The organism is Myxococcus llanfairpwllgwyngyllgogerychwyrndrobwllllantysiliogogogochensis, assembly GCF_006636215.1.
Classification (GTDB): Bacteria; Myxococcota; Myxococcia; order Myxococcales; family Myxococcaceae; genus Myxococcus; species Myxococcus llanfairpwllgwyngyllgogerychwyrndrobwllllantysiliogogogochensis.
In genome coordinates this window covers 1-13,015 of record NZ_VIFM01000301.1, presented here as the reverse complement: position 1 = coordinate 13,015, position 13,015 = coordinate 1, and the positions used below count along the sequence as shown (strand labels likewise).

9 protein-coding genes and 2 pseudogenes are annotated in these 13,015 nt (G+C 66.1%); 7 read left to right on the top strand and 4 right to left on the bottom strand.

The window, feature by feature from the left end; genetic code table 11:
- From FJV41_RS42395 to FJV41_RS42370, 6 genes and pseudogenes are all read left to right on the top strand, one after another.
- Positions 1-528 (top strand): annotated as a pseudogene (locus FJV41_RS42395) (hypothetical protein); the annotation flags it as partial.
- Positions 518-2,860 carry a hypothetical protein gene (locus FJV41_RS42390; RefSeq protein ID WP_141648319.1) on the top strand — a complete coding sequence of 781 codons (2,343 nt, stop codon included), beginning with the start codon at positions 518-520 and terminating at the stop codon, positions 2,858-2,860. The pseudogene FJV41_RS42395 and the gene FJV41_RS42390, both read left to right, overlap by 11 nt.
- A complete protein-coding gene (locus FJV41_RS42385) occupies positions 2,857-4,191 on the top strand; it encodes a hypothetical protein (RefSeq protein WP_141648318.1) in 1,335 nt (444 codons plus the stop codon). The genes FJV41_RS42390 and FJV41_RS42385 overlap by 4 nt, the downstream gene beginning before the upstream one ends.
- 237 nt (positions 4,192-4,428) lie before the next feature.
- Positions 4,429-5,874, top strand: coding sequence for a hypothetical protein (locus FJV41_RS42380; protein WP_141648317.1), 1,446 nt, complete (start codon positions 4,429-4,431; stop codon positions 5,872-5,874).
- Complete coding sequence (locus FJV41_RS42375; protein WP_141648316.1) at positions 5,864-8,059, top strand: hypothetical protein; 2,196 nt, start codon at positions 5,864-5,866, stop codon at positions 8,057-8,059. Before FJV41_RS42380 ends, FJV41_RS42375 begins: the two co-directional genes overlap by 11 nt.
- Positions 8,056-9,390, top strand: a complete 1,335-nt coding sequence (locus tag FJV41_RS42370; protein ID WP_141648315.1) for a hypothetical protein — start codon at positions 8,056-8,058, stop codon at positions 9,388-9,390. Before FJV41_RS42375 ends, FJV41_RS42370 begins: the two co-directional genes overlap by 4 nt.
- A 70-nt stretch (positions 9,391-9,460) precedes the next feature.
- On the opposite strand, the gene FJV41_RS42365 is transcribed toward FJV41_RS42370, so the two are convergent.
- Together FJV41_RS42365 and FJV41_RS42360 are read right to left on the bottom strand one after the other, a co-directional pair.
- Positions 9,461-10,201 (bottom strand): hypothetical protein, encoded by a 741-nt coding sequence (locus FJV41_RS42365; protein ID WP_141648314.1) that lies wholly within the window; start codon positions 10,199-10,201, stop codon positions 9,461-9,463.
- Between the two features lie 32 nt (positions 10,202-10,233).
- A complete protein-coding gene (locus tag FJV41_RS42360) occupies positions 10,234-10,803 on the bottom strand; it encodes a hypothetical protein (protein WP_141648313.1) in 570 nt (189 codons plus the stop codon).
- A 170-nt stretch (positions 10,804-10,973) separates the two neighbouring features.
- Here FJV41_RS42360 and FJV41_RS42355 point away from each other — a divergent pair.
- Positions 10,974-11,177 (top strand): annotated as a pseudogene (locus tag FJV41_RS42355) (hypothetical protein); the annotation flags it as partial.
- Positions 11,178-11,626: 449 nt separating this feature from the next.
- On the opposite strand, the gene FJV41_RS42345 reads toward FJV41_RS42355, so the two are convergent.
- Together FJV41_RS42345 and FJV41_RS42340 are read right to left on the bottom strand one after the other, a co-directional pair.
- Positions 11,627-12,190, bottom strand: coding sequence for a YceI family protein (locus FJV41_RS42345; RefSeq protein WP_141648312.1), 564 nt, complete (start codon positions 12,188-12,190; stop codon positions 11,627-11,629).
- A gap of 413 nt (positions 12,191-12,603) precedes the next feature.
- On the bottom strand, positions 12,604-13,015 hold a 412-nt coding region (locus FJV41_RS42340), incomplete at its 5' end, for a CAP domain-containing protein (RefSeq protein WP_246137765.1).

The following is a 13,015-nucleotide window of genomic DNA, read 5'->3' as shown; positions in this document are numbered from 1 at the left end:
GCGGAGTACATGTCCTCGACGGTGGACATGCGCGCGCGCCTGGAAGGCCGCCTTCAGCGAGGAGGCTTCCGTCAGGGTGCCTTCGGTCCGGACTACGAGCTGGCGCGCTTCCAGGTGGCGGGCCCGACTGCCGTGCCGCAGGCGGACGCGCCCTTCCCGGACGGGTACTCGGCCCACGGCGAGGTGATTTTCAACTGGGACTCGGAGAGCCTGGGCGTGCTGGGGCAGCGCCACTTCCGTCTGTCGATGGGCGCCGAGGTCTTCAACTGGGGCCGGGTGGACGTGGACGGCCGGCTGGAGACGCAGCTCTTCCACCGCAACCTCTCGGTGGGGGTGGGTGGCCTGGCGGTGGGCGCGGGCCAGCCGGGAGCGCGCTACCTCGCCTCGGGTGACGCGCGGTGGCGCTTCCTGGGCGGCAAGCTGTACGCGGTGGGGCAGGGCGGCACGCTGCTCTTCCCGACTGCGGAAGGGACGCTGAGGCCAGGCGCCTTCGCCTCCGTGGGGCTGGGGGTGGACAATGTGCGCTGAGCGGCGTTGGCGCGGTAGGCCTGTCCTCGCGCTGGTGGTGGCCCTCCTGGCCTCCGGGTGCGCCTCGTTGCCGGCGAGGCCGGGCCAGGCGCGCCGTGGGGCCGTCCTGGCCTTCAGTCCCCTCTCCGTGCCCTCCCAGGCGGCGAGGAGTGCGGCGACGGGTGTGTACCAGGGGGAGGCGTCGGGCTCCGCGGATGGGCCATCCAAGCCGGCACCGATGGGTTTTCGACGTGGAGTCATCGGCAGGGTCGTCCACGAGGAGGGAACGCGCGGCTCGAGCGGAGAGGGAGGGGCCTTCGCCTGTGGCGGCAAGGCCTTGCCCTCGGGCTGGCCCCGCCTGGGCTCCAGCCGGGAGGTACTGGCGCCATTCCTGGCATGTGCCTCGCCCGCGGAGTTCGTGGCCATGCAGCGCGGGGTGGACATGGCCGCGCTGGTGGAGTCCCTCACAGACTGGGACGCCGTCCGCCTGGGAGCCCTGGGGCCTCTGGACGCACGAGCCTCGGTCGCCCTGGGCCGTAAGCGCGCGGCCTTCATCGTCACGTCCGTGGAGAGGTACGGCGTGCCGTATTCCGAGGTGCTCGCCCTCTTCGTCCTGCACTCGGCCTTCGACGACGAGCTGCGCGAGGTGGTGCAGCTGCTGGCTCGCGACAAGCAACTGGGCGAGACGCTGGGCGGCATGCCCGTCGTCCGCGAGGAGCTGAAGCGGCGGGGCCTGGCGCTGGAGGGCTTCCCGGAGCGGGGAGAGCAGGCGCGCGACGTGCTGCGCGGGCTGGGGCGCGCGGGCCGGGACATGCTCTCCAGCAGCCCGGCAAGTGTTGAGGCCCAGTACTCGGACCTCATGACGGTGAAGCGCAGCCAGCTTCCACCGCCCTACCAGGCCGCCCTCGATGAAGTGTGGAAGGCGTTGACGGAGCGGCACTACGCGCCGGGAAGCGTCTCGGCGGGGGCCTTCGACCACCTCACTTTCGGTGTGCCGGTGGGCTTCTACCACCTGGCGGCCGGGACGGGGCACGGGGCGTACTCGCTGGCGCAGGGCAAGTACGAGCAGGCCACGCGCGAGTTGGCTCCGGCCGCGCTGATGGTGGCGCTGTATGCCGGGGGCAAGGGCGCGCGCGCGCTGGTGGAGTCCAACGCTGGTGGGCGGGCGAGTCTGCGGCGGCTCGCCGCATCGGAAGTCGAAGCGCTGAAGGCCGTGGTGAAGGAGCTGGAGGAGCGGTTCAGCCCAGAAGTATTTCGCGACATCCTCTCATTCATTCGGGGCGACAGCAGGATTGCCTTCTTCGCGGCGACAGAGGGGCTGCCTGCCGTCATGGCCATCTATGAGGCCCGGGGCAACCTGCCGAAGGCGCAGGCGCTGCTGATGGAGACGGCCAGCCGCGAGTCCGCAAAGCCCGTGGTCACAAGGGGTTCGGCGGGGAAGCGGTCCGACAACCTGGACCTCTTCGAGCGGAACGCCGAGGTGTCCGTTGCGGAGGCGCAGGCGGCAAGCCGGGAGACCTCCAAGGATGCAGCGACGAGAGGAGGAGCGAATCGCGAGCCCGCCCGGTCTTCGGCGAGAAGGAGGCAGTTCGACAACCTGGACCTCTTCGCCCAAGACGCCGAGGTAGGCGCAACGGAATCCGCGAGGGCCAAGCTGTTCCAGGCGGAGCTGGAGGCCTCGGGTCCACGGCTCCCGAAGGACGTGAAGCTGCTGAGGCAGATGGCTCCGAAGCTGGAGGAGCCACCGCCGGGAGTCGAGCAGGGGGCGCGGCGCTGGCAGGAGTACGTCGCCTATCGCAAGAGCCGGCTGAAGGAAATTCAGGACGGTGACGCCGTCAAGGGTCCCTTGCTGTGGGAGGGCTACCAGGGGATGCGTGACCGCTACGCCCGGGGTATGGCGTTCGAGAGGAAGATGGTCGCGATCTTGGAAGAGGATGCGGCGAAGCCGCGGGCCGAGCGGACATGGCTCAAGGACTTCGACGAGCCGCAGATCGAGACCCACGTCGGAGTCTCGAAGGTGGACCTTCGCTATGCGGACGTGCTTGTCATCGAAAAGAGGCCCACTCCGGGTCAGCCCCCTCGGGTGGAGACGTTCAGCTTCAAGAGTCGGAACTTGGCCGTTCTGGGCGAAGATGCGCTACCTGTGCAGGTGAGAACGGACGCCAGCAACGCCATGAAATACTACGGTGGAACGCTCAAGATTGTGCGGGACGGTATGCGCCAGCAGGCGGAGGTAAAGCGAGTGCGCCTTGTCTATGAGGAGAAGGGACTTCTACCCGAAGATACCAAGCTGTTTACGCGCTCGGCGACCGACGCGCAGAAGAGGACCAGGGTGGAGGTGCTGTCTCAATGAAGACGCTAACGCTTCATGACCTGAACAAGGCAGATTGTCTGCGCCTGTTTTATGATGGGGCATTCAATCCGAGGGATGGGGTGGAGTCCGAAGTGGCGCCATTCCTTGATGCTCTTGAGAAGTATGCAGACGGTTGGGTGCCAACGCTTGTCAAGGCGAAGCGGAGCCGAAAATACTCCCGAGACGCAGTGCTGCGCGCGATTGACGAGCGACGCGACGCCTACGGATCGAGCATTGGGTTATTTCGCTCAGAGAGTCCCGGCGTGTCGCTGTCGCTTACTCTTGGGCTTACGCAAGAAGAACCCGACCTGAGCGTCAGCCTTAATGTCCAGCCGATCTCCTTCTTTGCGCAGGAAGAGGCTAGTCGCGGCTTTGTGGCAATGGTTCGTGCCTGGGCCTCTCGGTACCCTTCTCATTACGCGGCGGCGCACAGCTCGGCTGACTGGGGCTTTACGGATGATCCCGCCTTCGGTCGCGATGATGAGACATGGAAACGAGATGGATTCGACAAGGTCTATGAGTTGTTCTGGCTGAACATCTTCGGTCCGAAGTTGGTGGAGACAGTTGGCCGAGAGCGGATGCTCTCGACGCCTGCGCACCTCGTGGAGGAGCTTCCCAATGGCTCCGTCCTCCTGGTTCTGTGGCCCACTGCCGCCGAGTTCGCCAGCGAGGAAGCGCGCGTGGCGCAGGCCCGCGCCCATGTCCACCTGCGGCCGGACCTCGACTTCGACACGGTGCTGCGCACGCTGCGGGAGCGCAGCGCCGCACTCGTACCAGTCGAGCCGCGCTTCCACCCTGACGTGGCGCCGCTCCTGACTCGGCTTCCGGACGAGTTCGCCATTAGCGAGCGGCAACGGAAGATTGCCGAACTCAATGCCTTTCGGCCGCCCGTGCCGGAAGAGTGGCTCCCTGTCGCCCATCCCTCGGACGTGGCGAATCCGGAGCGCGTCCTCGAATCCTACGGAGACTTGTCCGAAGGTCTCGTGGCTGTGCTTCACACGGATGTGCCCTCCATCATGAAGGAGACGCCTGAGTCGCTGACGGACCTCGACTTCCACTTCTGGAAGACCCACTTCCCCGAGCGCTACACGCGCGACGTCCTCGACGGACACACGATACCGGCGTTAGGCGCCTACCTGGGGGACGTGCTGGTGCGGCGATTGGGAGGGACGTGGGTGCTGCGGCAGAAAATGGAGGAGTCCCAGGTGCGTGTTGGAAAACGCGTCTGGCTGCCCTTCCTCCGCGCCCGCCGGTACATGCAATCCCGTCAGGCACTGCTGAACTACTCGCTCACCCAGTTCTTCCATGAGGCGGAGCGGTACCGGCCCTGATTGGGTGAACGCCCCTCTGGCTGCCGAGCCGGAGGGGCCGTAGTCTAGATGGCCCGACGGTGAAGCGCTGCTGTTGGTGCGCAGGGACGTGGCGTGGCACGTCTGTCTATACTCCCAAAGGGCCGGGTCGCCCGTGACTCTTGCAGTCCACTTCCCCACCCGGTTTGCCGTCCTGTCGGACTGAACAGGGAACCTCTGTGCTGAGCGCCCCTGCTGGGGCCTGCCACGGAGGCGTCGATGGGCATGCATGGGAGTTGGGCCGTCGTCTTGCTGCTGCTGTTGCCCGGGGCCGGAGGGGCGCAGGAGGCCAACACTCCAGAGGACTTCGACGCCACCGTGCGCAGGCTGGAGGAGGCCATCTCCGACAACTCTTCCGACGAGGAGGAAGAGGGAGAGGCTCAGCCCGAGGAGGAGGCTTCTGCACCCGCGGCGCCCGACTCGGCACCTTCGATGACGAACCTGCTGCGCATGGACGCGGCGACGTGGACGTTGCTGCCTCGGAGGGGCGCGGGCACCGAAGAAGGCTTCTTGCAGGTGGAGCCCATGGTGGCCTTGGGGAAGGGGGAGTCGTTCCGCCTCATTCTCGGGGCGCCGGTACGACTGCGGCTGTGGGGTGGAGGTGAGGGCGCGGGCCTCGTGAGGAAGGAGGACTGGGACACGCTGTCCGACTGGGGGCAGGTGGTGCGCCTCTTCATGGTGGGAGGGGATACGCCCAACTCGATGTGGCTGGGCATGATGGAGGGTTACTCCCTCTTGTCCGGGCACCTGGTGCGGCGCTACGGCAACCGCGTCAACCCCGACTACCACCCGGCCGGCGTCATCGCGACGGGGACGCTGGGGCCGGTGTACGCGGAGGCCTTCGCCTCGGACGTGCTGAGCGCTCGCCTGGCGGGGGCTGAAGTAGCCCTGGACGTGCAGCACGTCCTCTTCGGCCGCCCCCCTATCCCGGGGCGGTACACGCTGGCGCTGTCGGCGGTGCATGACTGGGGAAGGGTGGGCGGCACCGCGCGGCCCATGACGCTGGCGCACCTGGACGCCACCGCCGTGGTGCTACGGCGAGGGCGCAAGGGGCAGAGGGTTGAGGCGCACCTGCTGGGCGGCTGGGGAGGACGCCCGGGCGAGGGTGGAGCCTGGGGCGCGGTGGTGGGCGTGGGCTTGGATGCGCTGACGTCGACGGTGGACATGCGCGCGCGCCTGGAGGGCCGTCTTCAGCGCGGAGGTTTCCGGCAAGGCGCCTTCGGCCCGGACTACGAGTTGGCGCGCTTCCAGGTGGCGGGTCCGGCCGCCGTGCCGCTGGCGGAGGCGTCCTTCCCGGAGGGGTATTCCGCCTACGGGGAGGTGATTCTCAACTGGGACGCAGTGCGCCTGAGCGGCATGCGCCAGCGACACCTCTTCCTCTCCCTGGGAGTGGAGGCCTTCTCATGGGGCCGGGTGGACGTGGACGGGCGGGTGGAGGCGCAACTCTTCCACCGGAACCTCACGGTGGGCGTCGGCGGACTGGCGACGGCCATGGGCCAGCCAGGGGCGCGCTACGTTGTCTCGGGAGAGGCCCGGTGGCGCTTCCTGGGGGGCAACCTCTACACGCTGGGGCAGGGCGGCACGCTGCTGTTTCCCACGCCGGACGGGACGCTGCGGCCGGGAGGCTTCGCGGCCGTGGGGCTGGGGGTGGACAATGCGCGCTGAGCGACTGCCGCGCGGCGCGGTGGGCCTGGTGCTGGCCCTGTCCCTCCTGACGTCGGGGTGTGCCTCGCTGCCCTCACGGGCAGGCCCTGGAGGCACCCTGGCTGCCGTCTCGGGCGCGACGCCCCTGGCTGCCTTGGGGCGCGGTGCCGTCGCGAGTCTCCCCGAGGACGATGCGCCCGAGGACTTCGACGCGGAGTCCGCGGACGGACCGCTTCTGCACCGCCGCCGGGCCACGCCGTCTCCCCCGAATCCCGGCGGAGGAGAAACGGCGCCCCTGCGAGTGGTGGGGGGCCTGGCAGGTGTGTGCGGGGACGTCTCCGCGGGCTGGCCGCACCTGGACTCGGAGGACGAGGTGCTGGCGCCCTTCCTCGGGTGCACCACACCAGCGGCCTTCCTGGCCTTGCAGCGCCAGGCGGACATGCCCCGGCTGGTGGAGGCCCTCTCGGACTGGAACGCCGTCCGGCTGGGCGCCCTGGGCCCCCTGGAGGCCGAGGCTGCCCGCGTCCTCCTCAAGAAGCGCGCGGCCTTCCTCTCCACCGCCGTCGAGAAGCACGGCCTGGCCAAGGCGGAAGTCTTCGCCCTCTTCGTCCTGCACACCACCCACGACGACGAGGTGCGGCAGCTCTTGCGCCTGCTGGCCGAGGACAAGCTGCTGAAGCGCGCCCTGGGCGCCATGGAGGTGGTGCGCGAGGAGCTGAAGCAGCGAGGCATGGCCCTCGCAGACTTCCCGGAGCGGAACTTCCGCGGCGGCGACATCGCGCGCGGGCTGGGACGGGCCGCGGATGACGTCGCGGCCTCCATTCCCCTCGTCGGAGGAAGCCGGAGCATCGATGCGTCCGCGCTGCCCGCGCAGCTTCCACCGCCCTACCAGGAAGCGTACCGGGAGGTGGAGAACGCCCAATTCCTGGGGGCCTTCGCGCCCAGCAACGTGGCCCTGGCGTCCTTCGACTCCCTCACCTTCGGGGTGCCGCTGGGCTTCTACCACCTGGCGGCAGGGACGGCGCAGGGCGGCGTCTCACTCGCCAAGGGGGAGTACGAGGAGGCCACGCGGCAGTTGGCGCCCGCGGCCCTCATGGTGGGGTTGTATGCGGGAGGAAAGGGGGCGCGCGCGCTTCGTGACGCTGGCGTCTCCCGGCTGGAGCGCGCTCGCCTCCAGGCGGTGGTGTCCCGCGTGGAGTCGCTGAAGGCGGCGCTGGAGAGGTTGGAGGCGCGAGTCGGGGAGAGCGTCGTGGGGGAGTTGGCGCGCTATCTCCAGCAGGACCGGGACGCAGCCATTCTGGTGGCGGAGTGGGGCGAGGCAGGCGCGCTGGCGCTGTACGAGGCGCGAGGCAACGTCGCGCAGGCACAGGCCACATTGGCCGTGCGGTACCGCGAGCCACCGAGTGGCGCATCTGCCGGCGGGGGCTCCGGGAGAAGGGGTGGTACTCGGCCCTCCGTGCCTCCCGAGGCGGCCGGAATCCCCGTCGAGGTGGCGGAGGCGAAGTTCAAGCAGTTGGAGGCGGAGTTCCCGGGAGAGCGCCTGCCGATGGACGTGGCGGAGCTGACGAAGCACCGCGAGGCTCTGCGGAGGGCGGCTCCCGTCGAAGTCACCGCAGAGCCTCTCTGGACCGACTATGTGGCGTACCTGGAGACGCGGGCTGCGGAAATCCAGAAGGGGATCGCGGAGAAGGGCCCCCTGAAGTGGGCCGGCTACCGGCTCGTGCGCGACAGGTATGCCCGGGGTCTGGCCTTCGAGAGGGAGATGGTCGCCATCCTGGAGGCGGACGCGGCCCTGCCGCGGGCGAAGCGGAAGTGGCTCAAGGACTTCGACCAGCCGCGCATCGTGACGCACGTAGGGGTAGCGAAGGCGGACCTGCGCTTCGCGGACGTGCTCGTCATCGAGGATGGGCCCGCTGCTGGCGCAATGCCCCGTGTCGAGACGTTCAGTTTTAAGAGCCGGGACCTCTCGTTGCTGAAGGAGGACGCTTTGGTGGCGCAGATGGTCGAGGACGCGGGAAATGCCCTACGGTATTACGGTGGGGAGTTGAAGATTGTGCGGAAGCAGATTCGGCAGAAGACGCGGGTTCAGCGGGTCCGTCTGGTCTATGAGGGTGGCGAACTCAAGCCTGCGAACTCCAAGGACTTGACGAATGCGCTGCGCGAAGTTCGGGATGAGATCGCTGGAGTGGAGGTGTTTGTTCAATGAAGGTGCTGGACTTTCACGACTTCAATCCAGAGGACCGATTCGAGTTCTCATTTAGTGGGGCCTTCAACTACCAAGCGGACCGCCAGGAAGAGCTTGCGCCGTTCCTGCAGGCGCTAGAGTCACATGCTGATGGCTGGATGCCAGACGTTGCTAGCGGCAAGCGCCAACGCAAGTACACTAGAGCTGCGGTCTGGAAGGCACTGGAGGAGAAGCGTGGCGAGAAGAGCGCGAGTATCGGGCTCTATCGCACGGAGTGGCCGCCAGTCGACATGACGCTCAGACTGAGCTTCCCTCCACGCACGCCATGTCTGCGCGTCTCACTTGGCGTGCAGCCCTTGTCCATGTTTTCGGAGGTCGAGCGGTGTCGAAGTTTCACTGAGCTGGTGCGCGCGTGGGCCTTGCGCCACCCAGTTTCATACGCTTCAGCCCACAGCATGGCTGATGATGAGTTGGCAGGTGCTCCCTACTACGGACGTGACGAGGAGATTTCACTCCGAGACGGATTCGATAAGATCTACGAGGTGTGCTGGCTGAACGTCTTCGGCCCGAAGCTGGTCGAGACCGTAGGCAGGGAGCGAATGCTCTCGACTCCTGCACACCGGGTTGAAGAACTCCCCGACGGTTCCGTCCTCCTGGTGCTGTGGCCCACTGCTGCGGACTTCGCGAGCGACGAATCACGCGTGGCCCAGGCCCGTGCCCATGCCCACCTACGGCCGGACCTTGCCTTCGACACGATTCTTCGCACGTTGAGGGAGCGCAGTGCTGCGCTCGCACCCGTGGAGCCCAACTTCCATCCAGAATTGGCGCCGCTTCTTTCGCGAGTGGTGGATAGGGCCCCGATACACGAGCGGCAACGGAAGATTGCCGAGCTCAACGCCTTCCGACCGCCCGAGCCGGAGGAGTGGCTGCCGGTGGCCCTCCCCTCTAACGTGGAGAACCCGGAGCGCGTCCTCAGCTACTACGGCGACCTGGCTGAGAGCCTCGTAGCTGCGCTGCACACCAAGGTGCCCAGCATCTTCGATGCGACACCTGAATCCCTCACGGACCTCGACTTCTACTTCTGGCGGGAGAACTTCCCGGAGCGGTATGAGCGGGACCTCATCGACGAGCACACGGCTCCGGCGCTCGGGGCCTTCCTGGGCGGCATGCTGGTGCGGCGGCTGGGAGGCACCTGGGTGCCGCGGCAGAAGCTGGAGGAGTCCCAGGTGCGGATAGGCGAGCGCGTCTGGCTGCCCTTCCTCCGTGCCCGCCGGTACATGCAGTCCCGCCAGTCGCTGCTGGACTACTCGCTCACGCAGTACTTCAAGGAGGCGGAGCGGTACCGGCCCTGACTGGGGCGAAGGTGAGCATGCCGGCGGCGGTTGCTGGGTGGGGTCAATAGCTACCGCCGCAGTCGTCGTGCTAGGCCCGAGATGCTGGTGGCGTCAGCGACAGCACCGCCCCAAGCGCCCATGTCCAAAGCGGACGCCAGTCGAAGTTTGGAGCGGCCTTCGCCTCGTGCTGTGCCACGGCGGTCTCCAGGGACATCCCTGGTGGAAGGTGCATCGCTAGGACGTGCGCGGACCGCCCCTCGCCGGTGAGCGCCTCGAGGCACAGGCGCCAAAGGTGTGGCTCCGACTCTTCCACAATGAGTAGGTCGGTCGCCGTCCACTTCACCCGATTACTGTCGGACAGCTCAAGGCCCGCCTCCGGCGGAACGACGAGGTGGAGCCCTCGGCGCGGAAGTCGGAGGTCGTCCGTCCGGTACCCGTGCAGCTCCAGGGGGCGCAGTTGGGCGGCCAATGTCGCAGGCACGGTGCGGGTGTCCCGGCCCCCATCCTCCCAGGCCAGCCGCAACCAGTACTGGATGGCGCCGCGGTTGAGTGTCGCCTCCAGCTCTGGGTGAAACGACAGGGCCACGTACAAGGCCTCCTGGTAGGCATCATCGTCGAGAGCATCACGAAGATGCCGATAGCCGGTGCGCCGGGCGGCTTCTTCGAGGGCCACGAGTGGCACCGTCGAAAGGACATAGGCTGCGTGGGGGATGGAGATTGTCCCGGACTTGATGTCGCGATCCACGGCTTCCAATGCCGCTTCCGCGCCGCCGAGGGCCCAGTACCGCCGGCTGTCTTCTGGGATGGGGGACGCGGTGAGAATTTGCATGGTGTCAGTCCACCTTCGTTGGAGAAAGACGCCTACTCGAACTTGTAGCCTACGGCTTTGGCTGCGGTCACCAGCGGGTGATTCTCCTGTGGCGATAGGGGGCCGACCTCTTCTGGTCGGAGGACCGCGCCCCCCTCATCGATGACGACCACGTCGCCGCCACGCCGTGCGATGACGCCGCGCCTCGCCCCCCATTCCTCTCCTGCCATAAAGCGCATGGCTCCGATGAGCCCGCTCGGTTCGGAGTCTGGAGAGCCCGGTTGAGCCCACCAGATGGGCAGCTCAGACAGCGCGGCATATGCCTGTTCCCGTTCATCCCAGTGCTCCAGGAAGTACGCACCTGCCAGCCGGCGGTATTCGTCCATCGCAATTTCGTGATTCGTACTGGGCCGCTCCTGGTGCTTCAGCACGTGGACGGGCACCCAACCCTTCTCGGTCCGCGCCCACGCTGCCAGTCCGTCAGTCTCTTGCTCCTGGGCCGGGGAGGCCGCCATTTCGGCGTCGGTCAGCGTCCGCTCCCGGTTGAGGGTTAGCAGCGCCCAGCGGAAGTCGGAGGCCTCGAACACCGTGCCATTCAGCTCGCTCTGGACCCTCTTGGGCATTGGGCATTCCCCGCAGCATGGAGATGCTGCCGCTCCATGGGGACAGTAGCTAGCCCTCCATGGGGCGTCGAGGAGCTACTGGCCGCCCGGGTCTCACCCCTGGGTGGTATGGACCAAGAGGCTTGGCGCTGCCTTCGAACGCGCTGTACTCCTCCTGCCCTTGATCCACTGGAGCCTACCTGGGAGACGTGCTGGTGCGGCGACTGGGAGGGACGTGAATGCTGCGGCAGACGATGGAGGAGTCCCAGGTGCGCGTCGGCAAGCCGGTCTGGCTGCCCTTCCTCCGGGCCCGTCGGTACATGCAGTCCCGCCAGTCGCTGCTGAACTGCTTGCTCACACAGTACTTCAAGGAGGCGGAGCGACACCGGCCCTGACGGAAAGAGTTGGGGGAGCGGCCAGAGGTTGTAGGTGATAGGGCCCAGGAGCAGTGGGGCATAGCTCGCTGCACCCTCCTTCGTGCCCAGTTGGACGGCGGTATTTGGAGTTTCGCTAAACCAGAGTTCGTGATTCTCGACCGGCCTCAGACGGCACGCCTGAGGTCGGCTCGGCGCAGGGATGGACTGGCAGTGTGTTGGGTGTTGCGAGCAGAGAGGTAGGCATGCACTCGCACCATGAGCCGGGCCATGGTGCGGCAGCGATGATTGCGGGGGATATTGGCGTGAAGGTCCAGCCACTCCCGCTCGATGCGGTGCCGAACGAGAGGTGCGCCTGCTCCCTCTTCCCGCCTCGTCCGCCTGCTCCCCAGTCTGAACGCAAATCACGAACTCTGGTTTAGCGATAGGCAGCAACATCTGGACCCACTCTTTACCTACAGGCCAGGGCTCTACCGCTTTGAGACAACGAGGTGGAAATTGATGACCACTTCGTCTGCGACTACAGAAGTGTCCTTCCATTTGCCTGCACCAACGTTGAACTGTGTGCGCTTGATTGACAGTTCTCCGTCAAAAATTTGTGTCGAACCCGTCTCCTTGAATGCAACAGCTACGACGACGGATTGCGAGTGGCCTTTAATCGTCAGCTTGCCGGCTACGTCGTATTTGCCAGCGCCACCTGCCTTGACGGACGACGCTTCGAATGTTGCCCGTGGGTAGGTCGCTACGTCGAACCAGTCCTTGCCGTGCAACTCCTCGCTGTACGCCTCCCCTCCAAGGTCTAAGCTTGCGGTGTCAATGGTCACCTGTACACTGGCTTGCTCAAGATGTGCCGGATCGAACTTAATCGACGCATCGAACTTCTTGAACTTGCCATTCAGTGGCGCGCCCATCTGTTTCGCTGTTACCGAGACCGCGCTTTTTGGTCGGTCAAGCTGCGCGAGCGCCGGGAGCGAAGCGGTCAGTGATGCGATGGCAAGAGTCGTGACTGCGTAGTGGCGCAACGAGGTGTTCATGGCGTCTCTTTGCTTTCCTAGTGAGGTCGGGCGTGGTGGGGACATTCACTATTCTCCGGAAGGTGACCCATGATCGCCTCTTCCAAACCTCCCACAGGTGGCGACCTGCCGGTAGGCGTCGCTTCTCTATTTCCCAGAAATGGACACGACAGCAAGAGTCTCAGGCCAAGCATGTCCGAAATGAGGAAGACCCAGCGCCGCGAAAGATTCTTGCGACCCAACCCAACGACGTACAAGGCGGGCTCCTCCAGGGGCACGGGGCGAGCGATGCCGTTTCTGGCCCATGGATGACTCCCAGGGCTTATGTGGCTGGGTCCGCATTTCTCCTAAGAGGCCCTAACGAAATCGGACCTTGAGGACGAAGGGCGGACACCCATCGGCCAGGACTGGACTCCTCAAGAGTGTCGCAAGACCTAGTATGGCTTTAAATGATTAGGATAGACATTTCCCGCCGGCCCGTAACTGCACACATAGAACGTGAAGGCGGAAGGTGTATTCTCTCTGCAGACCTTCACTCCACATCCCAACTGTGTCGTCTTGCGCCACACGATTGCCGTGTAGTGGCCCACGACCTTGCCGGTTTCTACGCCATATTTGAAGTCCTCCCGCTCGTCCCCCCACATTTTGACCGCGTCAGTGGCCGTCAGTTCGCCGGACGCCATCGCGAGGTTCTGTCCAAGCTTGAAGTTCAGTCCAAGCCCGATGAGATAGGTTGCTTGTTCCGAGCTGCTGGTGGGGTGTCGGAACTCGCATCTATCTGCCCATTGTTGAGCGAGTTCAGCGATCCGAGGGGACCATGTGAGGGGGGCGAGCGGGGGCTTGGCT

What these genes read in the sequence shown, in the direction of transcription:
- FJV41_RS42375 (WP_141648316.1), top strand. Translation starts at nt 5,864, where the DNA reads ATGCGCGCTGAGCGACTGCCGCGCGGCGCGGTGGGCCTGGTGCTGGCC.
- FJV41_RS42365 (WP_141648314.1), bottom strand. Translation starts at nt 10,201, where the DNA reads ATGCAAATTCTCACCGCGTCCCCCATCCCAGAAGACAGCCGGCGGTAC.
- FJV41_RS42385 (WP_141648318.1), top strand. Translation starts at nt 2,857, where the DNA reads ATGAAGACGCTAACGCTTCATGACCTGAACAAGGCAGATTGTCTGCGC.
- FJV41_RS42345 (WP_141648312.1), bottom strand. Translation starts at nt 12,190, where the DNA reads ATGAACACCTCGTTGCGCCACTACGCAGTCACGACTCTTGCCATCGCA.
- FJV41_RS42390 (WP_141648319.1), top strand. Translation starts at nt 518, where the DNA reads ATGTGCGCTGAGCGGCGTTGGCGCGGTAGGCCTGTCCTCGCGCTGGTG.
- FJV41_RS42360 (WP_141648313.1), bottom strand. Translation starts at nt 10,803, where the DNA reads ATGCCCAAGAGGGTCCAGAGCGAGCTGAATGGCACGGTGTTCGAGGCC.
- FJV41_RS42380 (WP_141648317.1), top strand. Translation starts at nt 4,429, where the DNA reads ATGGGCATGCATGGGAGTTGGGCCGTCGTCTTGCTGCTGCTGTTGCCC.
- FJV41_RS42370 (WP_141648315.1), top strand. Translation starts at nt 8,056, where the DNA reads ATGAAGGTGCTGGACTTTCACGACTTCAATCCAGAGGACCGATTCGAG.